The 23,673-nt window shown below is 65.0% G+C and carries 24 protein-coding genes; 14 read left to right on the top strand and 10 right to left on the bottom strand.

All coding sequences use genetic code 11. The features are described 5' to 3' along the window. The 5 genes from ACMV8A_RS08730 to dapC form a co-directional block, all read right to left on the bottom strand. A partial coding sequence (locus ACMV8A_RS08730; protein ID WP_495325384.1) for a hypothetical protein occupies positions 1-273 on the bottom strand: 273 nt, incomplete at its 3' end. Between the two features lie 115 nt (positions 274-388). Further along, complete coding sequence (dapE, locus tag ACMV8A_RS08725) at positions 389-1,528, bottom strand: succinyl-diaminopimelate desuccinylase (protein ID WP_495325383.1); 1,140 nt, start codon at positions 1,526-1,528, stop codon at positions 389-391. Between the two features lie 68 nt (positions 1,529-1,596). Continuing rightward, a complete protein-coding gene (locus tag ACMV8A_RS08720; protein ID WP_495325387.1) occupies positions 1,597-1,944 on the bottom strand; it encodes an ArsC family reductase in 348 nt (115 codons plus the stop codon). A gap of 109 nt (positions 1,945-2,053) precedes the next feature. Continuing rightward, positions 2,054-2,878, bottom strand: a complete 825-nt coding sequence (dapD, locus tag ACMV8A_RS08715) for a 2,3,4,5-tetrahydropyridine-2,6-dicarboxylate N-succinyltransferase (protein ID WP_495325382.1) — start codon at positions 2,876-2,878, stop codon at positions 2,054-2,056. 58 nt (positions 2,879-2,936) lie between these two features. Then, complete coding sequence (dapC, locus tag ACMV8A_RS08710) at positions 2,937-4,133, bottom strand: succinyldiaminopimelate transaminase (RefSeq protein WP_495325381.1); 1,197 nt, start codon at positions 4,131-4,133, stop codon at positions 2,937-2,939. 232 nt (positions 4,134-4,365) lie between these two features. Here dapC and ACMV8A_RS08705 point away from each other — a divergent pair, with 232 nt between their 5' ends. From ACMV8A_RS08705 to lolD, 3 genes are read left to right on the top strand one after another with little or no spacing between them, the layout of a single operon-like run. After that, positions 4,366-4,725, top strand: coding sequence for a VOC family protein (locus ACMV8A_RS08705; protein WP_495325380.1), 360 nt, complete (start codon positions 4,366-4,368; stop codon positions 4,723-4,725). 27 nt (positions 4,726-4,752) lie between these two features. Then, a complete protein-coding gene (locus ACMV8A_RS08700; protein WP_495325379.1) occupies positions 4,753-6,000 on the top strand; it encodes a lipoprotein-releasing ABC transporter permease subunit in 1,248 nt (415 codons plus the stop codon). Beyond that, on the top strand, positions 5,993-6,670 hold the full coding sequence (gene lolD / locus ACMV8A_RS08695) for a lipoprotein-releasing ABC transporter ATP-binding protein LolD (protein WP_495325378.1): 678 nt from the start codon (positions 5,993-5,995) through the stop codon (positions 6,668-6,670). Before ACMV8A_RS08700 ends, lolD begins: the two co-directional genes overlap by 8 nt. A gap of 46 nt (positions 6,671-6,716) precedes the next feature. Here the strand turns inward: lolD and ACMV8A_RS08690 are convergent, their stop codons facing one another. Then, positions 6,717-7,259 (bottom strand): DUF2062 domain-containing protein, encoded by a 543-nt coding sequence (locus ACMV8A_RS08690; RefSeq protein ID WP_495325377.1) that lies wholly within the window; start codon positions 7,257-7,259, stop codon positions 6,717-6,719. 68 nt (positions 7,260-7,327) lie between these two features. Here ACMV8A_RS08690 and ACMV8A_RS08685 point away from each other — a divergent pair, with 68 nt between their 5' ends. The 7 genes from ACMV8A_RS08685 to kdsB all read left to right on the top strand — a co-directional run bounded on the left by ACMV8A_RS08685 (position 7,328) and on the right by kdsB (position 14,531). After that, on the top strand, positions 7,328-9,625 hold the full coding sequence (locus ACMV8A_RS08685) for a DNA internalization-related competence protein ComEC/Rec2 (RefSeq protein WP_495325376.1): 2,298 nt from the start codon (positions 7,328-7,330) through the stop codon (positions 9,623-9,625). A gap of 71 nt (positions 9,626-9,696) precedes the next feature. Beyond that, complete coding sequence (locus ACMV8A_RS08680) at positions 9,697-10,326, top strand: MotA/TolQ/ExbB proton channel family protein (RefSeq protein ID WP_495325375.1); 630 nt, start codon at positions 9,697-9,699, stop codon at positions 10,324-10,326. Continuing rightward, complete coding sequence (locus tag ACMV8A_RS08675; RefSeq protein ID WP_495325374.1) at positions 10,323-10,745, top strand: ExbD/TolR family protein; 423 nt, start codon at positions 10,323-10,325, stop codon at positions 10,743-10,745. The genes ACMV8A_RS08680 and ACMV8A_RS08675 overlap by 4 nt, the downstream gene beginning before the upstream one ends. A 4-nt stretch (positions 10,746-10,749) precedes the next feature. Beyond that, on the top strand, positions 10,750-12,525 hold the full coding sequence (gene msbA / locus ACMV8A_RS08670) for a lipid A export permease/ATP-binding protein MsbA (RefSeq protein ID WP_495325373.1): 1,776 nt from the start codon (positions 10,750-10,752) through the stop codon (positions 12,523-12,525). 87 nt (positions 12,526-12,612) lie between these two features. Then, on the top strand, positions 12,613-13,587 hold the full coding sequence (gene lpxK / locus ACMV8A_RS08665) for a tetraacyldisaccharide 4'-kinase (RefSeq protein ID WP_495325372.1): 975 nt from the start codon (positions 12,613-12,615) through the stop codon (positions 13,585-13,587). 6 nt (positions 13,588-13,593) lie between these two features. Beyond that, complete coding sequence (locus tag ACMV8A_RS08660) at positions 13,594-13,773, top strand: Trm112 family protein (protein ID WP_495325371.1); 180 nt, start codon at positions 13,594-13,596, stop codon at positions 13,771-13,773. Then, the gene (kdsB, locus tag ACMV8A_RS08655; RefSeq protein ID WP_495325370.1) at positions 13,773-14,531 is read left to right on the top strand and encodes a 3-deoxy-manno-octulosonate cytidylyltransferase; all 759 of its coding nucleotides are present in this window, start codon (positions 13,773-13,775) and stop codon (positions 14,529-14,531) included. Before ACMV8A_RS08660 ends, kdsB begins: the two co-directional genes overlap by 1 nt. A gap of 13 nt (positions 14,532-14,544) precedes the next feature. Here the strand turns inward: kdsB and ACMV8A_RS08650 are convergent, their stop codons facing one another. Continuing rightward, positions 14,545-14,817 carry a hypothetical protein gene (locus tag ACMV8A_RS08650; protein WP_495325369.1) on the bottom strand — a complete coding sequence of 91 codons (273 nt, stop codon included), beginning with the start codon at positions 14,815-14,817 and terminating at the stop codon, positions 14,545-14,547. Between the two features lie 61 nt (positions 14,818-14,878). On the opposite strand from ACMV8A_RS08650, the gene ACMV8A_RS08645 reads away from it, so the two are divergent. Next, complete coding sequence (locus tag ACMV8A_RS08645; RefSeq protein WP_495325386.1) at positions 14,879-15,355, top strand: low molecular weight protein-tyrosine-phosphatase; 477 nt, start codon at positions 14,879-14,881, stop codon at positions 15,353-15,355. 77 nt (positions 15,356-15,432) lie between these two features. Here ACMV8A_RS08645 and rne read toward each other — a convergent pair whose 3' ends face one another. Then, the gene (gene rne / locus ACMV8A_RS08640; RefSeq protein WP_495325368.1) at positions 15,433-18,027 is read right to left on the bottom strand and encodes a ribonuclease E; all 2,595 of its coding nucleotides are present in this window, start codon (positions 18,025-18,027) and stop codon (positions 15,433-15,435) included. A 359-nt stretch (positions 18,028-18,386) separates the two neighbouring features. Between rne and rluC the strand changes: the two genes are divergently transcribed. Genes rluC through ACMV8A_RS08625 form a run of 3 tightly spaced genes read left to right on the top strand, consistent with a single transcriptional unit; the run spans position 18,387 to position 21,017 of the window. Continuing rightward, on the top strand, positions 18,387-19,334 hold the full coding sequence (rluC, locus tag ACMV8A_RS08635) for a 23S rRNA pseudouridine(955/2504/2580) synthase RluC (protein ID WP_495325367.1): 948 nt from the start codon (positions 18,387-18,389) through the stop codon (positions 19,332-19,334). After that, positions 19,334-20,005 carry an HAD-IA family hydrolase gene (locus tag ACMV8A_RS08630; protein WP_495325366.1) on the top strand — a complete coding sequence of 224 codons (672 nt, stop codon included), beginning with the start codon at positions 19,334-19,336 and terminating at the stop codon, positions 20,003-20,005. Before rluC ends, ACMV8A_RS08630 begins: the two co-directional genes overlap by 1 nt. Positions 20,006-20,054: 49 nt before the next feature. Next, the gene (locus ACMV8A_RS08625) at positions 20,055-21,017 is read left to right on the top strand and encodes a S49 family peptidase (protein ID WP_495325365.1); all 963 of its coding nucleotides are present in this window, start codon (positions 20,055-20,057) and stop codon (positions 21,015-21,017) included. Positions 21,018-21,073: 56 nt separating this feature from the next. Here the strand turns inward: ACMV8A_RS08625 and ACMV8A_RS08620 are convergent, their stop codons facing one another. After that, positions 21,074-21,646 (bottom strand): Maf family protein, encoded by a 573-nt coding sequence (locus tag ACMV8A_RS08620; RefSeq protein WP_495325364.1) that lies wholly within the window; start codon positions 21,644-21,646, stop codon positions 21,074-21,076. 178 nt (positions 21,647-21,824) lie between these two features. Then, the gene (gene oadA, locus ACMV8A_RS08615) at positions 21,825-23,648 is read right to left on the bottom strand and encodes a sodium-extruding oxaloacetate decarboxylase subunit alpha (protein ID WP_495325363.1); all 1,824 of its coding nucleotides are present in this window, start codon (positions 23,646-23,648) and stop codon (positions 21,825-21,827) included. Between the last annotated feature and the right edge of the window lie 25 nt (positions 23,649-23,673).

Genomic DNA, 23,673 nt, shown 5'->3' with positions numbered 1-23,673 from the left:
CTCGTCGGTTTCGGTGACGGGGGCGGCGACAGGCGGAGCAACCGGAGCGGCCGTGGCGGCGCGCTCGGGCAGTGCAAGGCGCGGCAGGGCGTGGTCCAGGCTGAGACTGCTGGCACTGGCGCCCATGCGCAGCCGTTGGCTGGTGGACTCCATGGTGAGCTGCTGGCGGCCCTCGGCGCCGTCCTTCCATACCGTCAGTGATTCGTGGCGGCGCTGGTATTCCAGGTAACTGTGGCTGCTGCTCAGGCTCAGGTTGGAACCGGTGATGATCATGGCGTGCTCCGGGGGGACGGGCTATGCACGCATTAGCGTCGCGGGGCCGGAGAACTTTAGAGGGTAGTCAGTGTGGCGGCAGGCGGCGGTGAATCTTTAGCGCCTGGAGTGTCCATCATTGTTCGGCGGGCAGCAGCAGCTTTTCCAGCAGGCGCTCGTAGATGGCGCTCAAGGTGTCGAGGTCGGTGACGCTGACGCATTCGTTGACCTTGTGGATGGTGGCATTGAGCGGACCCAGCTCCAGCACCTGAGCGCCGGTGGGGGCGATGAAGCGGCCGTCGGAGGTGCCGCCCTTGGTATTGACCTCGGGCTCCACACCGGCGATCTCGCGCACGGCGGCGACGGTGGCGGGCAGCAGCTCGCCGGTCTCGGTGAGGAAGGGATGGCCCGACAGCGACCAGCGCAGGCTGTACTTGAGGCCGTGACGATTGAGCAGTGCCTCCACCTTCTGCTGCAATCCATCCGCCGTCTGCTCGGTGGAGAAACGGAAGTTGAACATCACCTCCAGCGCGCCGGGGATCACGTTGTTGGCGCCGGTGCCGGCATTGATGTTGGCGATCTGGAATGAGGTGGGCGGGAAGTAGTCATTGCCGCGATCCCATTCGATGCTGCACAGCTCCTGCATCACCGGCGCGAAGCGATGCACCGGGTTGTCGGCCAGGTGCGGATAGGCGACGTGGCCCTGCACGCCGTGCACGGTGAGATAGCCGGTCATGGAACCGCGGCGGCCGTTCTTGATGCCGTCGCCCAGCACCTTGACGCTGGACGGCTCTCCCACCAGGCACCAGGTGATCTTTTCGTTGCGCTGCTCCAGCACCTCGATCACCTTGACCGTGCCGTCCACCGCATCGCCTTCCTCATCGGAGGTGAGCAGGTAGGCGATGGAGCCGTGATGCTGTGGATGGCGCGCCAGGAAGCGTTCGGTGGCGGTGATGAAGGCGGCGATGGAGCCCTTCATGTCGGCGGCGCCGCGGCCATACAGCATGCCGTCGGCGACTGCCGTGGCGAAGGGCGCATGGGTCCAGTTGCCCTCCGGGCCGGTGGGTACCACGTCCGTATGGCCGGCGAAGCAGAACAGCGGTCCCTGGCTGCCGCGCCGTGCCCACAGATTGTCCACCGGGCCGAAACGCATGGGTTCGACGTGGAAGCCGAGCGGGCGCAGACGCTCGGCGATGAGCTGCTGGCAGCCGGCATCGTCCGGTGTTACCGAACGGCGGGCGATGAGTTCCTTGGCGAGTTCAAGGGTGGCGGACATGGTGGGGCTCAAACTAGTGGGTTGTCGCTATTAGGCCACAAAGTGCAACGGTGTTGTAGGCACCGCTGCTACCGGGCAAATATCTCTTCGTAGACGGCGGTGGTGAAGCCGACGGTAATCCTGCCGTCGTGCAGCAGCACCGGGCGCTTGATGAGCGTCGGATGTTCCAGCAGCAAGGCAATGGCGGCAGTCGTGTCGTCGATGCGGCGCACCGCTTCCGGCAATTGCCGCCAGGTGGTACCGCGGGTGTTGATCAACGTCGCGCTATCGACCTGGCGGAGCCAGCCGTCGAGCGTGGCGGCATCGAGGCCGTCGGTACGCAGGTCGTGAAAACGGTAGGAGACGCCGTGCGCGTCCAGCCAGGCACGGGCTTTGCGCACGGTATCGCAGTTCTTGATGCCGTAGAGGATATGCATGGTGGGCAGGATGCCGCTGAGATCCCTCCAGGCGGGGAGGGGCATGCCAAAGTTGCCCCCTCCCGGCCTCCCCCGCGCGCGGGGGAGGAGTCATGCGGCGTTGCAGCGATTAGATGTCGCGCAGCAGTTCGTTGATGCCGACCTTGCCGCGGGTCTTCTCGTCCACCTTCTTGACGATCACCGCGCAGTACAGGCTGTACTTGCCGTCCTTGGAGGGCAGGTTGCCGGACACCACGACGGAACCCGCGGGGACGCGGCCGTAATGCACTTCGCCGGTCTCGCGGTCGTAGATCTTGGTGGACTGGCCGATGTACACGCCCATGGAGATGACGGAGCCTTCCTCGACGATGACGCCTTCCACGACTTCGGAGCGGGCGCCGATGAAGCAGTTGTCCTCGATGATGGTCGGGGCCGCCTGCAGCGGCTCCAGCACGCCACCGATGCCGACGCCGCCGGACAGGTGTACGTTCTTGCCGATCTGGGCGCAGGAACCGACCGTCGCCCAGGTGTCGACCATGGTGCCGGAATCGACGTAGGCGCCGATGTTGACGTAGGAGGGCATCAGCACCGCGCCCGGGGCGATGTAGGAGCCGCGACGGGCGGTGGCCGGCGGCACCACACGCACACCGCCTTCACGGAAGTCGCGCGAGTTGTAGTCGGCGTACTTGGACGGCACCTTGTCGAAGTAGTTGGTGAAGCCGCCCTTCATGAACTGGTTGTCGTTGATGCGGAAGGACAGCAGCACCGCCTTCTTCAGCCACTCGTTCACCGTCCACTTGCCGACGGACTGGCGGTCGGCCACGCGCAGCTTGCCGCTGTCGAGCAGACGGATGGCCTCTTCGACGGCTTCACGCACGTGGGCCTCGGCATTGCGCGGAGTGATCTCGGCGCGGCGTTCGAAGGCTTCTTCAATGACGTTCTTGATATCGTTCATGCTTGTTCTCCGTAAAAAAATAAAGAATTCGGTGCACAGCCCTGATGGGCAGCTGCGCCTATAGACTTTCCACAAACTTGCGGAGACGGCGTGCCGCCTCCACGCATTCATCCATCTCCGCCACCAGGGCGATGCGCACACGGTTGCGGCCAGGGTTTATCCCGTGCGCCTCGCGCGACAGGTAGCTGCCGGGCAGCACAGTGACGTGCTGTTGCGCGAACAGCTCGCGGGTGAAGCGCTCGTCGTCCATGGGCGTCTCCACCCACAGGTAGAAACCGGCGGCGGGTTTTTCCACCGGCAACACCGGCTGCAAAATTTCCACCACCGCATCGAACTTGCGCTGATAGTAGGCGCGGTTCTCCGTCACATGGGTCTCGTCCTGCCAGGCGCGGATACTGGCGGCCTGGGTCGGCGGCGGCAGGGCACAGCCCTGGTAGGTGCGGTAGAGCAGGAATTTGTTCAGTACCTGGGCGTCGCCGGCCACGAAGCCGGAGCGCAGGCCGGGCAGGTTGGAGCGCTTGGACAGGGAGTGGAACACCACGCAGCGCCTGAAGTCGTCGCGCCCCAGTGCGGCGCAGGCCTGCAACAGCCCGGCGGGCGGTTGGGCCTCGTCGTTGTACAGCTCGGAATAGCACTCGTCCGAGGCGATGATGAAGTCGTGCTGGTCGGCCAGGGCGATGAGGCGCTGGAAATAGTCGCTGGGCGCCACGGCGCCGCTGGGATTGCCGGGCGAGCAGACGTAGAGCAGTTGGCAGCGGCGCCATGCCTCGGCCGGCACCGCATCCAGATCGGGCAGGAAGCCGGTGGCGGCGGTGGTGTTCATGAACCAGGGTTCGGCGCCGGCGAGCAGGGCGGCGCCCTCATAGATCTGGTAGAAGGGATTGGGCATCAGCACCAGCGCATCGCGGCTGCGATCCACCACCGCCTGGGCGAAGGCGAACAGGGCCTCACGGGTGCCGGCGACCGGCAGCACATGTTTTTCCGCGTCCACGCTGCCGCCCTTGAGACGGAAGCGCCGGGTGAGCCAGGCGGCGATGGCGGCGCGCAGTTCCACCCGGCCCTTGGTGAGCGGATAGTTGGCCAGGCCGCCCAGATGGGCGACCAGCTCGTCGCGGATGAAGGCGGGCGGCCGGTGCTTGGGCTCGCCGATGGACAGCACAATAGGGGACAGCGCCTCCGGCGGCGTCACCCCGGCCTTGAGCTGGGCAAGCTTTTCAAAGGGATAGGGCTGTAACCTGTCGAGGTCCGGGTTCATTGCCTGAGTGTCTGTGGGGCCGGAATTCAGGGTTGAAAAACGGCCCCGCATTATAAGAGGATGCCCCCTGGCCGTCCAACAAACCCGCTAAACAATTTAGTCCGCAAATGAACGCGAATGGACGCCAATGAGACAAAGGATGCTGGCTATGGGCTGGTCACTCACCGGGTGGGGAAGCCATGAATTATTCGCGGCCATTTGCGTTCATTCGCGGACTGATTGAGGTTTTCCCATGCGTATTCATCATGTCAGTCTGCTCGTCGCCGACACCGCCCGCGCCCTGGCCTTCTACTGCGACATCCTCGGCCTGGCCGAGGTGCCGCGCCCGGACCTGGGTTTCCCCGGCGCCTGGCTGGATGTCGGCGGCCAACAGATCCACCTGCTGGAGCTGCCCAATCCCGACCCGGTACAGGGCCGGCCGCAGCACGGCGGCCGCGATCGCCATGTGGCCCTGTCCTGCCCCGACCTGGATGGTCTCATTGTCCGCCTGGAGGCGGCCGGCATTACCTACACCCGCAGCCGCTCCGGCCGGGTGGCGCTATTCTGCCGCGACCCGGACGGCAATGCGGTGGAGTTGATCGCAGGCGTATAGGATGCGGTTGTGGTTTAATGTCGCCCCATGTTCCGGCCCCTCATCCTCTCTATCGGTTTGCGTTACACCCGCGCCAAGCGGCGTAACCATTTCATCTCCTTCATCTCGCTCATCTCCATGCTCGGCATCACCCTGGGCGTGACGGCGCTGATCACCGTGCTGTCGGTGATGAACGGCTTCGAGCATGAGCTGCGCACCCGCATCCTCGGCATGACCTCCCACGCCACCATCAGCGGCTATGGCGCGCCGCTGCGCAACTGGCTGGAGGTGGCGGAGCTGGCCCGGCGCGATGCGCGGGTGCTCGGCGCGGCGCCCTATATCCAGAAGGAAGGCATGCTGATCGAGGGCTCGCGGGTCAACGGCGCGCTGATTCGCGGCGTGCTGCCGGCGGAGGAGCCGGCGGTGTCGGAGGTGGGCGAGAAGATGCTCACTGGCAGCCTCGACGACCTGCGTGCCGGTGAATACAACATCGTGCTCGGCGTCGACCTGGCGCGCATCCTCGGCGTGATGGTGGGCGACAAGGTGACCCTGGTGACGCCGTCGGCCAACGTCACCCCCGCCGGTGTGTTGCCGCGGCTGAAGCGCTTCACCGTCAGCGGCATCTTCGAGGTGGGCATGTACGAGTACGACAGCGCCCTGGCCCTGGTGCACCTGGATGATGCGGCGATCCTGTTCCGCATGCCGGGGGAGGTGACCGGGGTGCGCCTCAAGCTGGAGGACATGTTCCGTGCGCCGTGGGTGGTGCGCGAAATGGCGCAGACCCTGCCCGGCAGCTATATGGTCAGTGACTGGACCCAGCAGCATGCGAATTTCTTCCGCGCCATCCGCACCGAGAAGACAGTGATGTTCGTGATCCTGTTTCTCATCGTGGCGGTGGCCGCCTTCAACATCGTCTCCACCCTGGTGATGGTGGTGACCGACAAGAAGACCGACATCGCCATTCTGCGCACCCTGGGCCTCGCGCCGCGCGAGGTGATGGGGGTGTTCATGGTGCAGGGCACGGTGATCGGTTTCATCGGCACCCTGTTCGGCGTCATCGGCGGCGTGTTGCTGGCGCTCAATGTGGAGACCATCGTGCCGGCCATCGAGCGCATGTTCTCGGTACAGTTCCTGCCGGCGGACGTGTACTACATCAGCAATCTGCCCTCGCGCCTGAATGGTGCCGACGTGGTGCGCATTGCGGTGGTGTCGTTCCTGCTCAGCGTCATTGCCACCCTGTATCCGGCCTGGAGCGCGGCGCGCACCCAGCCGGCGGAGGCGCTGCGCTATGAGTGAGATGGTGTTGAGTTGTCAGGGGCTGGGCAAGACCTACACCGAAGGTCCGCAGGCGGTGGAGGTGTTGCGCGACGTGAATCTCGGCGTGGCGCGCGGTGAGCGCGTTGCGGTGGTGGGTGCCTCCGGCTCCGGCAAGAGCACGCTGCTGCATCTGCTCGGTGGTCTCGATCTGCCGAGCAGCGGTCGCGTCGAGGTGGATGGCCAGGACATGGCGAGCCTCGGCGAGGCGGCGCGTGGCCGCCTGCGCAACCGCGCGCTGGGTTTCGTCTATCAATTCCATCATCTGCTGGCCGAATTCACCGCGCTGGAAAATGTCGCCATGCCGTTGCTCATCCAGGGCGCGCGGCCGGCCGAGGCGGCACGCCGCGCCGGCGAACTGCTGGAGCGCGTCGGTCTCGGCCATCGTCAGATGCACAAGCCGGGCGAGCTGTCCGGCGGCGAACGCCAGCGCGCCGCCCTGGCGCGCGCGCTGGTCACGCGGCCGCAATGCGTGCTGGCCGACGAGCCCACCGGCAATCTGGATCACAACACCGCGGAGCAGGTCTATGCGCTGATGCTGGAGCTGAACGAGGAACTGCAGACCAGTTTCGTGGTGGTGACCCACGACATGGGACTGGCGGCGCGCATGCATCGCATACTGCGGTTGGAAGACGGCAGGATCGTGACGTAGGCGCGACTCTGCCGCGATACACGGTGCAATCGCGGCAGGGCCGTGCCTACGGTTTGTTCTCGAATGTCTTGCGCAGCTCGCGCTCGCGCTTCTTGTGCTGCCAGTGACGAATCAGCTGCAGGCGCCACAGGCCACGGATGGCGAAGTAGCCGAGCAGGCTGCTGACTGTGGCCACCACCAGACAGCCGAGCAGGAACGGCTGCCAGATGACCGCCAGTTCGGCGCGCAGCCACTCCAGGCTGAAATGGGCCTCTACCGTATGTACCGGCATGTCCAGCAGCCAGCTGCCCACCTTGTAGCAGAAGTAGAAGATCGGCGGCATGGTGATGGGATTGGTGATCCACACCAGGGCAATGGACAGCGGCAGGTTGACGCGGAAGGCGATGGCGAACAGCGCTGCCGGCAGCATCTGGAACGGCATCGGGATGAAGGCCCAGAACAGACCGTTGGCAAAGGCGCCGGAGGCCGAGCGGCGGTTGAGGTGAAACAGGTTCGGGTCGTGCAGCAGGGTGCCGAAGATGCGCAAATGCTTGTGTTCGCGGATCATGCGGTGATCCGGCATCAGGCGCTTGAGGAATTTTTTCGGCATCGTGGGGCGGGAATACGCCTGGGCTGAACGGGCGCCCTATTATCCACCATCAGCCAGGGACAAGGAACATGGTCGCAGGGACGCTGGCCTTTCTTGGCGGTATTGTCATCTTTCAATTTCAGCCCGAGGTGCCGCGCCTCGCCTGGCTGGCCGTGCTGTTGCCGTCACTCGTACTGCCCTGGTTGGTACGCCCACGTTGGCGCCGCATCGCGCGTCCCCTGTCCCTGGCCGTCGCCGGCCTGCTCTGGGCCTGGCTCCATGCCGCCTACGTCCTGCACCGGGAGCTGCCCGCCGCGCTGGAAGGCGAGGATGTGGTGCTGGAGGGGGTGGTCGCGAGCCTGCCGGAAACGGATGAGCAGCGCGTCCGCTTTCTGTTCGAAGTAGAGCGGCTGCGCCATCGCGGTGACGACCTTCCTGCGCCGGGACGGGTGCGGCTGGCCTGGTATCGCCCCTACCCGGAGTTGGAGGCCGGTCAGCGCTGGCGCCTGCAGGTACGCCTCAAGCGGCCACACGGCATGGCCAATCCCGGCACCTTCGATTACGAGGGCTGGCTGTTCCAGCAGCGCATCCGTGCCACCGGCTATGTGCGCCCCGGGGCCGATACGGCATTGCTCGCCGCGGACAGCGGTGCCTTTCCGTTGCAGCGCCTGCGCCAGGGCCTGCATGAGCGGTTGCGTACTACGGTGGGCGAGCATCCCCTCGGCGGGCTGGTGGCGGCCCTGGCCCTGGGCGAGCGGCAGGGCGTGACGCGCGAGCAGTGGCAACGGCTGCGCGCCACCGGCACCAATCATCTCATCGCCATCTCCGGCCTGCACATCGGCATCGTGGCCGGCCTGCTGTTCTTCCTGGTGCGCCGCTTCTGGCCCTGGCCCGAGCGTGTGGCCGCCCCCAGGGCGGCGGCCGTGGCGGCCCTCATCGCCGCGGCGCTGTATGCCGCCCTGGCGGGTTTTTCCATACCGACGCAGCGCGCGCTGATCATGGTGGCCGTGGCGATGCTGGCGCTGTACGGCGGTCACGCCCTGCGGCCGGCGCGGGTCTTGTCCCTGGCCTTGTTGGCCGTGCTGCTGCTCGACCCGCTGGCGGTGTTGTCGCCCGGCTTCTGGCTGTCCTTCGGCGCGGTGGCGGTGATCCTCTACGGCATGGGCGGGCGTCTTGCCGCCTCCGGCTGGTGGTGGCGTTGGGGGCGGGTGCAGGTGCTGGTGGCGCTGGGTCTGGCGCCGCTGCTGGCGGTGTGGTTCCAGCAGGTGCCGCTGATCTCGCCCCTGGCCAACCTGCTGGCAGTGCCATGGGTCTCGCTGCTGGTGGTGCCGCTGGTGCTCTTGGGTACCGTGCTGGTGGCGCTGTGGTCGTGGGGCGGGACGGCGGTGTTGTCCCTGGCCACGCTGGGGTTGGATGTCTTGTGGTGGTGGCTGGGGTGGTGTACCGGGTTGTTGCCGCCGCAGTGGAGTGTATGGGCGGCGTCTCCCTGGACCCTGCTGCCGGCGGCGCTGGGCCTAATTTGGCTGCTGGCGCCGCGGGGCTGGCCGGCCCGCTGGCTGGGGGTGTTGTGGTTGCTTCCCATGCTGCTGGTGCGGCCGGCGGCACCGCTGCCGGGCGAGGCCTCGGTGACGGTACTGGACGTGGGGCAGGGGCTGGCGGTGCTGGTACGTACCGCGCAGCACACCCTGCTGTACGATACCGGCCCACGTTATGGTCCGGACAACGATGCCGGGGAGATGATCATCGTGCCGGTGCTGCATCACTACGGCATCCGTCGCATCGACACCCTGGTCCTCAGTCATGGCGACAGCGATCACGCCGGCGGTGCCGGGACGGTGTTCGAGGCGCTGGAGGTGGGGCGCTTCCTCAGCGGCGCCGCCGCGCCCCTGCCCTGGCGCGAGCACCAGCGCTGTGGCCGCGGTCAGCGCTGGCACTGGGATGGCGTGGATTTCGAGTTGCTGTTTCCGCCGCCCGAGGGTGTGCCCAGCGGGCGCGGCAATGACAGTTCCTGTGTGCTGCGCATCAGCACGGCCGGCGCCGCAGTATTGTTGAGCGGCGACATCGAGGCGGCGGCGGAGCGCGAACTGCTGGCCAGTGTGCCGCAGCAACTGGCGGCCGAGGTGCTGGTGGCGCCCCATCACGGCAGCAAGACCTCGTCCACCGTGCCGTTCGTGACGGCAGTGGCAGCGCGCCACGTGCTGTTTGCCGTAGGCTACCGCAACCGCTACGGCTTCCCGCATCCGACGGTGGCGGCACGCTACCGCCATGCCGGCGCCGAGCTGCACGACACGGCGGCGCAGGGCGCCATCACCGTGCAGCTCGGCGCGGAGGGCGCGGCAGTGGTGTCGTGGCGGCAGCAGGCGCGGCGTTACTGGTTCAGTCAATGATGGTGTGGGGTGGGCCACATTTGGTACAGTGTCGCCACTTTTTGTGGCTGTAATTTCGAGGGGAATGACGGGTGTTTGAGATTATTGTCGCCGGCGGCTGGCTGATGGTGCCGATTATCCTCTGTTCCATCGCCGCCCTGGCCATCATCGGGGAACGTTTCTGGAGCCTGCGTCAGGACAAGGTCACGCCGAAGAATCTGGTGGCGCAGGTATGGAACTGGCGCAAGAACAACCAACTCACCCCGGAGCGGGTGCGGGCCCTGCGCAACAGCTCGCCCCTGGGCCGTATCCTGGCCGCCGGCCTGCTCAACATGGCCCACAGCCGTGAGGTGATGAAAGAAAGCCTGGAGGAGACCGGGCGCCAGGTGGTGCTGGAACTGGAGCGCTACCTCAACACCCTCGGCACCATCGCCTCCATTTCACCGCTGCTCGGCCTGCTCGGTACCGTACTCGGCATGATCAAGGTGTTCACCGCCATCACCACTCAGGGCGTCGGCAATCCCGGCGTGCTCGCCGGCGGCATCTCCGAGGCACTGATCACCACCGCCGCCGGTCTTACCGTCGCCATCCCCAGCCTGATGTTCTACCGCTACTTCCGCGGCAAGGTGGATGCCCTGGTACTGAAGATGGAGGAGGAGGCGCTCAAGCTGGTGGAAGTGATCCACGGTGAGCGCGAGGCCGGCGAGGTCAGTGGCGGATGAATTTCCAACCTAAGCGCCGCGAGGAGCCGGATGTCAATCTGACACCGCTCATCGACGTGGTGTTTCTGCTGCTGATCTTCTTCATGGTGTCGACTACCTTCAATCGCGAAACCGAGATCGCCATCGAGCTGCCCGAGGCCAGCGGCGAGATCCTACAGAGCGAACGCAAGGTGGTGGAGATCAGCATCGACGGCGAGGGCCGTTTCTTCGTCAACCAGCAGGAGGTGATCAACACCCGGCTGGAGACGCTGAAGCAGGCCATCGCCAAGGCCGCCGGCGATGAAGCCAAGCCGCAGGTGATCCTGAGCGCCGACCGGCGCACGCCGCACCAGGCGGTGATCACCGCCATGGATGCGGCTCGCCAGCTCGGCTTCGTCCATCTCACCTTCGCCACCAGCCAGCCCGCCGAGGGACAGTAAGCAGATGCCTAACCCATTGCCGGGCGAGTCGCTGCGCCTCTACCGTCGCCTGCTGCGCTACGTGCTGCCGCACTGGCGCGTGTTCCTCGCCGCCTCTCTGGCGCTGATTGTGGTTGCCGCCAGCGAGGCCGCCTTTGCTGCGCTGATCAAGCCGATGATGGATGGTACCTTCGTCGAGCGCGACAGCGCGGTGATCAAATGGGCGCCGGTGGTGATGATCGTGCTGTTTCTGTTCAACGGCATCGCCAGCTACGGCGCCGCCATGGGCATGCAGTGGGTGGCGCGGCAGGTGATCAAGACGCTGCGCGGCGAGATGTTCCGCCGCCTGCTCAAGTTGCCGGTGGCCTATTTCGACAGCACCGCCTCGGGCAATCTCATCTCCAAGCTGATCTACGATGTGGAACAGGTCTCCATGGCCAGTACCGAGGCGGTCAGTGTCCTGATCCGCGACACGCTGACGGTGATCGCCCTGCTGGGCTGGATGCTCTATCTCAACTGGCAACTGGCGCTGATCCTGTTCCTCGGCGCGCCGATCATCGCCAAGGTGATCAACACCATCAGCGGCCATGCGCGCCGCTATAGCTCGCGCATCCAGCACTCGGTGGGTGATGTGGCCCATGTGGCGGAGGAGGCCATCGAGGCGCAGCGGGTGGTGAAGACCTTCGGCGGCCAGGCCTACGAAACCGGACGCTTCGACGAGGCCAACGAGCGCAATCGCCGCCTCACCCTGCGACTGGAATCCAATGTCGCCGCCAGCGTGCCCATCGTGCAGTTCATTGCCGCCACGGCCTCTGCCGGCATCATCTATGTCGCCACCCTGGATTCGATGCTGGACAAGATCACGCCGGGTGCCTTCGTGTCGTTTCTCGCCGCGATGATGATGATGTACGCCCCGGCCAAGCGGCTGACACGCGTCACCGTGGTGTTGCAGCGCGGCCTGGCCGCCGCGGAGAGTATCTTCGGTTTCCTCGATACGCCGCTGGAGGTGGACGCGGGCAAGCAGCGTATCGAGCGCGCGCGCGGCGCGGTGGAATACCGCGGCGTCACCTTTCATTACGACAGCGCGCAGGCACCGGTGCTGCACGACGTATGTCTGAACATCGAACCAGGCCAGACCGTGGCCCTGGTGGGGCGCTCGGGCAGCGGCAAGTCCACCATGGTTGCCCTGTTGCCGCGTTTTTACGATGTGCAGCAGGGGCAGATCCTGCTCGATGGCATCGATATCCGCGACCTGGAACTGGAGAACCTGCGCGATCAGATCGCCCTGGTGAGCCAGCACATCGTGCTGTTCAACGACACCATTGAGCACAACATCGCCTACGGCCGCATGAGCGGCGCCAGCCGCGCCGAGGTGGAGCGCGCCGCCGAGGCGGCCCACGCCATGGAGTTCATCCGCGACCTGCCGCTCGGGCTCGACACCCTGGTGGGGGAGAACGGCGTGCTGCTGTCCGGCGGTCAGCGCCAGCGCCTGGCCATTGCCCGCGCCCTGCTCAAGGATGCGCCGATCCTGATCCTCGACGAGGCCACCTCGGCGCTGGACACCCACTCCGAGCGCCACATCCAGCAGGCGCTGGAGGCCTTGATGCAGAACCGCACCACCCTGGTCATCGCCCACCGTCTGTCCACCATCGAAAACGCCGATCTCATCGTGGTGATGGACAAGGGGCGCATCGTCGAGGCGGGCAAGCACCGGGAATTGCTGGCGCACAATGGCCATTACGCCGCGCTGCACAACCTGCAATTCCGCGACGAACCGGCGGCAGCAAAAACCGAAGGCTGACAACGGTCGGACTGAAGCACCGAGATCACGGAGAACACGTTTTTCGGCGTTCTTTCTCCGTGGCTCTCCGTGGTGGACTCCGGGGAGTTGAACTTGAAGCGACTCGATCACTACTGGTACAGCCTCAACCCGGTGGCGCTGCTGTTGTTGCCGCTGTCCTGGCTGTTTTGTGCCCTGGTGGCGCTGCGCCGTGCAGCCTACCGTCATGGCTGGCTGCCCAGCGAGCGGCTGCCGGTGCCGGTGGTGGTGGTGGGCAACATCACCGTCGGCGGCAGCGGCAAGACGCCACTGGTGATCTGGCTGGCACACTTCCTGCGCGCGCAGGGTTACCGCCCCGGCATCATCAGCCGCGGTTATGGTGGTCTGGCCGCGCAGTGGCCGCAGCCGGTCGACAAGGATTCCGATCCACGGCTGGTCGGCGATGAGCCGGTGCTGATCGCCCAGCGCAGCGGCTGCCCCCTGGCGGTGGGGCCGGATCGCGTCGCGGCGGCGCGCCTGCTGCTGCAACAGCATGACTGCGACATCCTCCTCTCCGATGACGGCTTGCAGCATTACCGTCTGGCGCGCGATGTGGAGATCGCCGTGCTCGATGGGCAGCGCCGTCTGGGTAATGGCTTCTGCCTGCCGGCCGGGCCATTGCGCGAGGCACCGGAGCGACTGCGCGGAGTCGACCTGCGCGTCGGCAATGGCGCGGCGGAACAGGGTGAACACCTGATGACGTTGCAGCCGGCGGGCGTGGTCCATTTGCGTGACGGCACCCGCCGGAGTCTGGAGGATTTTCGTGGCAGCGAGGTACATGCGGTGGCCGGTATCGGATACCCGGCGCGATTCTTTCAACTGCTGCGCGGGCAGGGGATCAATGTCGTCGAACATGCCTTTCCCGATCACTACCGCTATAGTGTGGCCGATGTGCAGTTCGGTGACGGATTGCCGGTGCTGATGACGGAAAAAGACGGCGTAAAATGCCGCCGCTATGATGATGAACAACTCTGGGTGGTCGCCGTCGATGCGCAGTTGCCCGATGAGTTTGGAGCCCGACTGCTCTCCCTATTGGCGAGGTGATGGAAGATGGACAAGAAGCTGCTCGATATCCTGGTGTGCCCGCTGTGCAAGGGGCCGCTGGTGTACAAGAAGGATCGGCAGGAACTGATCTGCAAGGCCGATCGCCTGGCCTATCCGATCCGCGATGATATTCCGGTGATGCTGGAGGATGAGGCGCGCCCGTTGGCGCCCGAGGAGGAGGTCTGATGTCCTTCCGTGTGCTGATCCCGGCTCGCTACGCCTCCACGCGTCTGCCAGGCAAGCCGCTGCTTGATATCGGTGGCAAGCCGATGCTGCAACGCGTCTACGAGCAGGCTGTTGCCAGCGGCGCGGCCAGCGTGGTGATCGCCACGGACGATGCGCGTATCGAGTCGGCCGCGCGCGGTTTCGGTGCTGCGGTGTGCATGACCTCCCCGGAACATGCTTCGGGCAGTGATCGCCTGGCCGAGGCGGTAAGGACTCTTGGGTACGACGACGACGAGATCGTGGTCAATCTGCAGGGCGACGAACCCTTGATGCCGCCGGCTTTGCTCAAGCAGGTGGCCGATAATCTGGCGGCCCATCCTCACGCTGAGGTCGCGACCTTATGCACGCGTATCCATACGGCAGCGGAGCTGTTCGACCCCCATGTGGTGAAGGTGGTGATGGATCGCGAGGGTATGGCGCTGTATTTCAGCCGCGCCGTGATTCCCTGGGACCGCGACGCCTTTGCCGTCACCACCGCGGAACTGCCGGCCCAGGCCGTGCACTACCGCCACCTCGGCCTGTACGCCTACCGCACCGGCTTTCTCAAGCGCTATGTCACCCTGGAGCCCTGTGCCCTGGAGCGCATGGAGGTGCTGGAGCAGTTGCGTGTGTTGTGGCACGGCGTCGGCATCCATGTCGCCGAAGCCACCGTGCCGCCGGCACCGGGCGTCGACACCCCGGATGACCTGGAGCGCGTCCGCCGCGCCATCGCCGGTTGATCTTCCGGGGAGCTTAATCGCAGGCCAGCAGGCCGAGGCGGGCAAAATCCGGATGGACGGCGCCGCCGCCGTCATCGAGCAGGGGGATGGTATAGATGCGCGGCACATAGCGTCCGGGGTCGCCGAACTGGTTGTCCTGCATGTCGGTGGTAGGGCCGGCGTCCTGCAGCACCAAGGTCGGTCCATCCACCAGTACCTCGATGACGTGGCAGGCGGCACCGCGGTGGGATACCGGCTGACCAATTAGGCTGCGTAGCTGGCTCAGGGACAGATTGATACAATCCATACGGCATTACCAAAGTGTAATGGTCTGGAATTGAGTGTAGCGGAAACAGGTGGTGAGCGACATGGTGAAGGTTTTGATGGTGTGCATGGGCAATATCTGCCGGTCGCCCATGGCCCATGGTTACTTTGAGCATTTGGTGCGTGAGGCGGGATTAGAGCGGCAGATCCAGGTGGATTCTGCCGGTACCCACGCCTACCACGTGGGCAATCCGCCCGACCCCCGTGCCCAGCAGACGGCGCGGCGGCGTGGCATCGATCTGAGTACGCAGCGGGCGCGCCAGGCGCTGCGGGAGGATTTCCACATCTTCGATTACGTGCTGGCCATGGATCGGGACAACCATGCCCTGCTGGCCGGGTTGTGTCCGGAGGGGCAGGAGCATAAGTTGCGCCTGTTCCTGGAGTTTGCGCCCCAGTTGGGGGAGCGCGAGGTGCCGGATCCCTATTACGGCGGCGCGGAGGGGTTTGAGAGGGTATTCGATATGGTGGAGGCCGCAGCGCAGGGCCTGCTGGCGGAGATTCGCAGCCGCCACGGCCTTTAGGTCTGGCAAGGCTGTAGCCGGATAAAACAAAACGGGGAGCCAAGGCTCCCCGTTTTGTTTTATCCGGTGTCAGAACATCAGTTCTTCGGCTCTTCCTTGTTTTCTGCCGGGAACAGGCTCGGCTGCGGTGCAAGTATGCTCGCACGTTCCACTTCCACGGGCGCGACCGGTTTAGCCGTTTCCACCTGTTGCAAGGCCGGAGCCGCTTCCATGGCCGCCGGTCTGGAAGTCTCCACCGGCTGCGGCGCCAATGCTGCCGGACGCTCAGCCGCGACAGGCGCCGCAGGCTGAACGGTTTCGGCCACCTGCGCTACCGGGCGGGGTGCCGGTGGCGTAATTTCCTCACGCGGCTCCTCTCGAACCGGTGCGACCTCTGGGCGCGGCTCGGGCGAGAAGACCTCGGCTACGGGTGTGGCGACGGGACTTTCGGTGCGCGATTGTATCTCTGTCGCCACCGGTTCGGGACGCGGGGCAGGTTTCTCGCGCTGCGATGCCTCGTCAGCTCCGTCGCTACCCGTATCGGCGTCGCTATCCTGCTCCTGGGGGGCTTCGGTGTCCGCGTTATCCGCACCCTCGCTACCGGAACGACGGCGGCGGCGACCGCCACGGCGGCCGCGGCGGGAGCCGCTGCGCTCTTCACGGGCCGGCTGCTGTTCGCCCTCGCTGCCCGGCAGTTGCTCGGCGCTGGCTACGACTTCCTCTTCGGCTGGGGGAGCGGCGGCTTCCTCTTCAGCCACCGGGCGCGGCGGCCGCGGTTGGCGTGGTTGCTGCGGTTGGGTGTTGCGTGGCTGCTGCTGACGTTGCTGGCCGCGTCCGCGCTCACCACGTTCGCCGCCGCGTTCACCACGCTCGCTGCGCTCACCTCGTTCGACGCGTTCGCCGCGTCCTTCGCCCTGACCACGGCGCGAACCCTGCTGGTTGCTGCGCTCACGGCGCGGCTCGGGGCGGGCCGGTTTCGTTTCCTCTGCCGCCTTTTCCGCCGCGCCGAACAGGCTGCCGAACAGGCGGCGCAGCAGGCCGGGCTGGCTCGGCGCCGCTTCTGCGGTTGCAGCCACCGGGGCCGGGGCCGTCGCGGGGATGACGGACTTCACGGCCGGCTCCTCGGCACGCAGCTTGGGTGTCTCACCGCTGGTTTCGGCGGTCTCTTCCGGGCGGACAATCAATTCATAACTGGGACGCTGACGCGGCATCTGTTCCAGGTCGTCGGCACGGATGCGCTCCACCTCGTAGCTGGGGGTCTCCAGGTGGGGGTTGGGCACCAGTACCACCTGCACGTTCTGGCGCTCCTCGATGGCATTGAGCACGTGGCGCTTCTCGTTGAGCAGGAAACTGGCCACGGCCACCGGCAGCTGGGCCTGCACCTTGCCGGTCTTCTCCTTCATGGCCTCTTCCTCGATGACGCGGAGGATGGAGAGGGCGAGGGACTCGACGCCGCGGATGGTGCCCTGGCCGCGGCAGCGCGGGCAGACGATCTGGCTGGATTCGCCCAGGGAGGGGCGCAGGCGCTGGCGCGACATTTCCAGCAGGCCGAAGCGGGAGATGCGGCCTACCTGGACGCGGGCACGGTCCTGCTTGAGGGCATCGCGCAGGCGGTTTTCCACCTCGCGCTGGTTCTTCGCCGGGGTCATGTCGATGAAGTCGATGACGATCAGGCCGCCCAGGTCGCGCAGGCGCAACTGGCGGGCCACTTCATCGGCCGCCTCCAGGTTGGTGTTGAGGGCCGTCTCCTCGATGTCGCCGCCCTTGGTGGCGCGGGCCGAGTTGATGTCGATGGAGATCAGGGCCTCGGTGTGGTCGATGACCAGGGCGCCGCCGGAGGGCAGTTGCACCTCGCGGGTAAAGGCCGACTCGATCTGGGTCTCGATCTGATAACGGGTGAACAGCGGTACCTTGTCCTGGTACAGCTTGAGCTTGTTCAGGTGCTGCGGCATGACCTGCTGCATGAAGTCGCGGCCCTGTTCGAATACGCCCGGTTCGTCCACCAGGATTTCGTTGATGTCGTTACGCAGGTAGTCGCGGATGGCGCGGATGATGACGTTGCTTTCCTGATAGATCAGGAAGGGGGCGGGGCGCTCCTGGGCGGCGGATTCGATGGAACTCCACACCTGCAGCAGGTAGTCCATGTCCCACTGCAGCTCTTCGGCGCTCTTGCCGACGCCGGCGGTGCGGATGATGAGACCCATGTCCTCGGGGATGTTGAGCTGGGCCATGGTATCGCGCATTTCGCTGCGATCTTCGCCCTCGATACGGCGCGAGACACCGCCGGCGCGCGGATTGTTGGGCATCAGTACCAGATAACGGCCGGCCAGGCTGATGAAGGTGGTGAGGGCCGCGCCCTTGTTGCCGCGTTCCTCCTTCTCCACCTGCACGACCACTTCCTGGCCTTCGCGCAGCACATCCTTGATGTTGATGCGGCCGGACAGATCCGCATCAGCCCGGAAGTAGCTGCGGGAGATTTCCTTGAGGGGGAGGAAGCCGTGGCGCTGGGCGCCGTAATCGATGAAGGCCGCCTCCAGGCTGGGTTCGACGCGGGTGATGCGGCCTTTGTAAATATTTGATTTCTTTTGGGCCCTGGAGGTGCTTTCGATATCCAGGTCGTACAGACGCTGGCCGTCGACCAGCGCCACACGCAACTCTTCGGGCTGAGTTGCGTTAATCAGCATGCGTTTCATGTTGTCGTCTCTCGGGCGCTCGACTGCCGTCCGGGCACATGGCGGTTCAGGGGCGGCGGGGAGCGGCTGCGGGACGCCTGCGGGCGGGACTCGGCCAGCTCACCCCGTTCCGGCCGAACCTGTGTCCGGGGGGGAGGAGCACTTTGTTGTTTGGGTGACGGTATTGCCGCCACTGCATCTCTTTTTAACCCTTTCGCCGGCCAGGCGGGAAAGGGACCAAAATAATCTTTGCGTCCTAGGGACGCCGCCATGGCATGCAGCGCGATCTGGCAGAAAAGACAAGCGGCTACATGAGTGGCAGCGTGCAACTATATCAATGATGTAAAGGGGCATCAATCGCCGCGGCGAATTGATATGATTTGCTTATGACTCAGCCAGCTGCCCGTACGATCGAGGTTGCCGCCGCCGATGAGGGGCAGCGCATCGACAATTATCTCCTGACCCAGCTCAAGGGGGTGCCGAAAAGCCGTATCTATCGCATTCTGCGCACCGGCGAGGTCCGGGTAAATAGCGGCAGAATCAAGCCGACTTACCGCATAAAGGCCGGAGATGCCATCCGTATTCCGCCTATTCGCGTCAGTGAGGAGGAGGCTCCGGCCCGTCCCGGCGATCGGGCGCTGGAGCGGGTCAACGCCAGTATCCTGTTTGAGGACAAGGGCTTGCTGATAGTGAACAAGCCCTCCGGCCTGGCGGTCCATGGCGGCAGCGGCCTCAGCTATGGCCTCATCGAGGCCCTGCGGGCCTTGCGGCCGGAGGCGCCGTTCCTGGAACTGGGCCACCGGCTGGACCGCGATACCTCGGGCTGCATCGTCATCGCCAAGAAGCGCAGCGTGCTGCGCGCCTTTCATGAGCTGTTGCGCGAGGGTGGCAGCGACAAGCGCTATCTCGCCCTGCTCAAGGGATGCTGGCGCGGTGGCGAGCGCCGGGTGGAGGCGCCGCTGTTGAAGAATGTGACCCAGTCCGGCGAGCGTATGGTCAAGGTGTCGCCGGAGGGCAAACCGGCCCGGACCATCTTCCGGCCTTTGACCGTGTTCAGGGACGCCACCCTGGTCGAGGCGGAACTTATCACCGGCCGTACCCACCAAGTTCGCGTACACGCCGCCCACATCGGTCATCCCATCGCCGGGGATGACAAATATGGCGATGAGGCTTTCAACAAGCGCATGGCCGAGGTAGGGCTGAAGCGCTTGTTTCTCCACGCCAGCGCCCTCAGTTTCACCTTGCCGGAGAGCGGCCAGGTGGTGAGCGTGAGCGCCCCTCTGGGCGACGAGTTGCGCAGCGTGCTGGACAGACTGGAAGCGGAGTGATGCAGAGATTCGACTTGCTGGTGTTTGACTGGGATGGGACCCTGATGGATTCCGAGGCCCGTATCGTGGCCTGCCTGCAAGGGGCGATCGGTGACCTCGGCCTGCCGCCCAAAGACGTGGCGGCGCTGCGCAACATCATCGGCCTGGGACTGGCCGAGGCCATCAACACCCTGTTTCCCGGCAGCGATACGGCCACCCAGCAGGCCCTGGTGGAGCGTTACCGTCACCATTTTCTGGTGGCCGATCCCACGCCGTCGGCCCTGTTCGAGGGGGTAGCCGAGGTGCTGCACGGCCTGGCCGCACAGGGCTATCTGCTGGCTGTGGCCACCGGCAAGGGGCGCCGCGGGCTGGACAAGGTGCTGGAGGAGACCGGCCTGGGGCCGCTGTTCCACGCCACCCGCTGTGCCGACGAGACCTTTTCCAAGCCCCACCCGCAGATGTTGCTGGAACTGATGGAGCACCTGGGCGCCGAGCCGCAGGCGACCCTGATGATCGGCGACACCGAATACGATATGGAAATGGCACGCAACGCCCAGACCCATGCGTTGGCGGTGAGCTACGGCGTGCATCACCCGGAGCGCCTGTTAAAACATGGCCCGCTGGGTTGCCTGGATCGCATCGGCGATCTGCCCTTGTGGCTGCAGGATGACGCCAGACGCCGTATCGCGTAAACCGGCTGTCACCCTCTATCCCTGAAGTTTTGACGAGGACTGCCTGACGATGGAACCGACCGAAGAGAGAAAACTGGACAAGGATGCGGCCTGGGAGCGTGATGTACTCAACCGCCTGGCCTTTGCCTCGCTCAACGAGCAGCGCCGTGCCCGCCGTTGGAGCATCTTCTTCAAGGGGCTGATGTTCCTCTACCTGTTTGCCTTGCTGGTGCTGATGATGCCCGACAGGTTGGGTAGCGGCAGCGTTAAGAGCGGGCGCCACACCGCGCTGGTGGAGGTGAAGGGCGTGATCGCCGACGGCACCGAGGCCAGCGCCGACAATATTGTTACCGGCCTGCGCAATGCCTTTGCCGACAAGAATACCGCCGGTGTCATCCTGCGTATCAACAGCCCCGGCGGCAGCCCAGTGCAGTCCGGCTATGTCTACGACGAGATCAAACGGCTGCGCCAGAAATATCCCGAGACACCTGTCTATGCCGTGGTCAGCGACATGTGCGCCTCCGGCGGCTATTACATCGCTGCCGCCGCGGATTCGATCTATGCCAACAAGGCCAGCGTGGTGGGCTCCATCGGTGTGCTGATGAACGGCTTCGGCTTCGTCGGCACCCTCGACAAGCTGGGCGTCGAGCGCCGCCTGCTTACTGCCGGCGAGCACAAGGGCTTTCTCGATCCCTTCTCGCCGTCGCGGCCTGAAGACGTGGAGCACATCAAGACATTGCTGGGGGACATTCACCAACAGTTCATCACCGCGGTGAAGGAGGGGCGCGGCGAGCGTCTGCCCGACAATCCCGCTGTATTCAGCGGTCTGGTCTGGACCGGTGAGCAGGGGATGGAGCTGGGACTGGTGGATGGTCTGGCCAGTGCCAGCCAGGTGGCACGCGAGGTGATCGGCGCCGAGAACATCGTCGACTTCACGCCGCGCCCGCGCTATTTCGAACGCCTGGCGGCCAGTCTGGGCGCAGCGATGGCCACCAGCTTTGGCAACCTGCTGGGGATGGGGCAAGTCAGGTAGTCAAATTCAGTTTCGAGTTTCGGCAAGAATGTGTTGCGATTTTCGAAACGCGAAACTTACAAGACGTTCACCCCTTCCGCCCCCAGCATGTCGATGAGGCGGATCAGCGGCAGCCCGATGAGGGCATTGGGGTCGTCGCCTTCCATGCGGCGGAACAGGCTGATGCCCAGGCCTTCCGACTTGAAGCTCCCGGCACAGTTATAGGGCTGCTCGCGCCTGAGATAGTTCTCGATCTGCACGGCGTTGAGGGCACGGAATTCCACCGTATACGGCACCACATCCACCTGACCGCGATCATTGCTGCTGTTGTACAGGCACAGGCCGGTGAGAAAGGTTACCCGACGGCCACAGGCGGCGGTCAGCTGTTGCACTGCGGTGGCGTGATCGCCCGGTTTGCCCAGGATACGATCACCAAGTACCGCCACCTGATCCGAGCCGATGATCAGCGCATTGGGGTGACTTTTCGCCACGGCGCGTGCCTTGGCTTCGGCCAGGCGGCGCACCAGTTGTTTCGGCGTTTCGCCCGGCAGTCGCGTTTCATCGGTGTCGGGGGCCGCGGTTTCGAACTCGAGACCGAGGCGGAGCAGCAGTTCGCGCCGATAGGGCGAGGTGGAGGCGAGTACCAGCATGATTTATTCTGAAAGCCTCAATCAGTCCGCAAATGAACGCCAATAGACGCGAATAGTCGTAGTGTTACGCGGGTGGCCTGCCCATCCGCAGCTGAGGTGGCGTCGCAGTCTCACCGTCTCGATCCGGCCGCCTGATTGCGTCCATTCGCGTTCATTGGCGGACTTGCCGTTGTTGGGTTTATTCAATCTCGACCAGGGCTTCATCCGGTGTGACGCGGTCACCCTTGACCACATGCACGGCCACCACCTTGCCGGCCACCGGCGCCTGGATCTCCGACTCCATCTTCATCGCCTCGGTCACCAGCACTGGGGCACCGGCCTTCACTTCGTCGCCCACCTTGACCATCACGTCGACCACGGCGGCCGGCATGGAGGTGGTGACATGGCCCTGCTTGGTGGCGCGCGGCCGCTTGCTGCTGCCGTTGCTGGTCTTGGCGGGGCTGGCGTCGGCCACCTCGGAGAACAGCTCTTCCAGTATCTCGACGTTCACCTCTTCCGGCTGGCCGTCCACAGTGATGTAGAACGGACGCTGCTGGCGGTTCTTGTGGCCGGTGCCGGTGACCTTGATGTGGTAGGTCTCGCCGTGCATGGTGACGTTGAACTCGGTGGGGGCGGCGCTGATGTGGCCATTCTCGCTCGGCAGCGGCTCCAGCGGTTCCGGCTTCAGTTCGCCCTTTTCGCGCTGCTCGAGGAATTCGCGGCCCACCTCGGGGAACATGGCGAAGGTGAGTACATCTTCCTCGCTGTGGGCGAGGGCGCCGGCCTGATCGCGCAGGTTGTCCAGCTCCGGCTTGAGCAGGTCGGCGGGACGGCATTCAATCACTTCTTCGTTACCGATCGCCTGCTGGCGGACGATGGAGTTGACCGTGCCCGGCGCCTTGCCGTAACGGCCCTGTAGATAGAATTTCACCTCGTTGGTGATGTTCTTGTAGCGCGCGCCGGTGAGCACGTTGAGCACCGCCTGGGTGCCGACGATCTGCGAAGTGGGGGTGACCAGCGGGGGATAGCCCAGGTCCTCACGCACGCGCGGGATCTCGGCCAGCACCTCGTTCATGCGCCCCAGCGCACCCTGTTCGCGCAGTTGGTTGGACAGGTTGGAGATCATGCCGCCCGGCACCTGGTTGATTTGCACGCGGGTGTCGATGCCGGTGTATTCGCTTTCGTATTGGTGATACTTCTTGCGCACCTCGTGGAAATAGAAACCGATTTCCTGCAACAGGGCGAGGTCGAGGCCGGTGTCGTATTCGGTACCGCGCAGGGCCGCCACCATGGACTCGGTGGGGGGGTGCGAGGTGCCTCCGGCGAAGGCGGAGATGGCCGTATCGATCTGTACTGCGCCATGCTCGATGCCCTTGAGTTGGCACATGCTGGCGAGGCCGGCGGTGGCGTGGCTGTGTATGGCGATGGGCAACTTCACGGCAGCGACCAATGCATCGACCAGTTCGGTGGCGGCGCTCGGTGTAAGCAATCCGGCCATGTCCTTGATGGCAATGCTGTCGCAGCCCATGGCTTCCATTTCCCTGGCCATGGTGACGAATTGCGGGATGCCGTGGACCGGGCTGGTGGTGTAGCTGATGGCGCCTTGGGCGTGCTTGCCGTTCTGTTTCACCGCCTCGATGGCAGTGCGCAGGTTGCGCGTGTCATTGAGGGCGTCGAAGATGCGGAATACATCGATGCCGTTGCTGGCCGCACGCTCGACAAAGGCGCGCACCACATCGTCGGAATAGTGACGGTAGCCGAGCAGGTTCTGACCACGCAGCAGCATCTGCAGGCGGGTATTGGGCAGGGCCTTGCGCAGCGCGCGTAGACGCTCCCACGGGTCTTCCTTCAGAAAGCGCAGGCAGGCATCGAAGGTGGCGCCGCCCCAGACCTCCAGTGACCAGAAGCCCACCTGATCCAGTTTTGAGCAGATGGGTAGCATGTCCTCGGTACGCATGCGGGTGGCGATCAGCGACTGATGACCATCGCGCAATACGGTTTCGGTGATATGAACCTTGGGCATTGTGTCAGTTTCCGTAGGTTGGCAG

The organism is Sulfurivermis sp. (genome assembly GCF_059410345.1).
Note: the sequence above shows the minus strand (reverse complement) of the source record. Positions and strands in the feature narration are given on the sequence as shown.

Coding starts and splice junctions, on each gene's coding strand:
- ACMV8A_RS08645 (WP_495325386.1), top strand. CDS start 14,879: ATGGTGAAGGTTTTGATGGTGTGCATGGGCAATATCTGCCGGTCGCCC.
- ACMV8A_RS08660 (WP_495325371.1), top strand. CDS start 13,594: ATGGACAAGAAGCTGCTCGATATCCTGGTGTGCCCGCTGTGCAAGGGG.
- ACMV8A_RS08720 (WP_495325387.1), bottom strand. CDS start 1,944: ATGCATATCCTCTACGGCATCAAGAACTGCGATACCGTGCGCAAAGCC.
- ACMV8A_RS08650 (WP_495325369.1), bottom strand. CDS start 14,817: ATGGATTGTATCAATCTGTCCCTGAGCCAGCTACGCAGCCTAATTGGT.
- msbA (WP_495325373.1), top strand. CDS start 10,750: ATGCCTAACCCATTGCCGGGCGAGTCGCTGCGCCTCTACCGTCGCCTG.
- dapC (WP_495325381.1), bottom strand. CDS start 4,133: ATGAACCCGGACCTCGACAGGTTACAGCCCTATCCCTTTGAAAAGCTT.
- rne (WP_495325368.1), bottom strand. CDS start 18,027: ATGAAACGCATGCTGATTAACGCAACTCAGCCCGAAGAGTTGCGTGTG.
- ACMV8A_RS08625 (WP_495325365.1), top strand. CDS start 20,055: ATGGAACCGACCGAAGAGAGAAAACTGGACAAGGATGCGGCCTGGGAG.
- oadA (WP_495325363.1), bottom strand. CDS start 23,648: ATGCCCAAGGTTCATATCACCGAAACCGTATTGCGCGATGGTCATCAG.
- ACMV8A_RS08690 (WP_495325377.1), bottom strand. CDS start 7,259: ATGCCGAAAAAATTCCTCAAGCGCCTGATGCCGGATCACCGCATGATC.
- ACMV8A_RS08685 (WP_495325376.1), top strand. CDS start 7,328: ATGGTCGCAGGGACGCTGGCCTTTCTTGGCGGTATTGTCATCTTTCAA.
- ACMV8A_RS08705 (WP_495325380.1), top strand. CDS start 4,366: ATGCGTATTCATCATGTCAGTCTGCTCGTCGCCGACACCGCCCGCGCC.
- ACMV8A_RS08675 (WP_495325374.1), top strand. CDS start 10,323: ATGAATTTCCAACCTAAGCGCCGCGAGGAGCCGGATGTCAATCTGACA.
- dapD (WP_495325382.1), bottom strand. CDS start 2,878: ATGAACGATATCAAGAACGTCATTGAAGAAGCCTTCGAACGCCGCGCC.
- ACMV8A_RS08700 (WP_495325379.1), top strand. CDS start 4,753: ATGTTCCGGCCCCTCATCCTCTCTATCGGTTTGCGTTACACCCGCGCC.
- ACMV8A_RS08630 (WP_495325366.1), top strand. CDS start 19,334: ATGCAGAGATTCGACTTGCTGGTGTTTGACTGGGATGGGACCCTGATG.
- dapE (WP_495325383.1), bottom strand. CDS start 1,528: ATGTCCGCCACCCTTGAACTCGCCAAGGAACTCATCGCCCGCCGTTCG.
- ACMV8A_RS08620 (WP_495325364.1), bottom strand. CDS start 21,646: ATGCTGGTACTCGCCTCCACCTCGCCCTATCGGCGCGAACTGCTGCTC.
- kdsB (WP_495325370.1), top strand. CDS start 13,773: ATGTCCTTCCGTGTGCTGATCCCGGCTCGCTACGCCTCCACGCGTCTG.
- lolD (WP_495325378.1), top strand. CDS start 5,993: ATGAGTGAGATGGTGTTGAGTTGTCAGGGGCTGGGCAAGACCTACACC.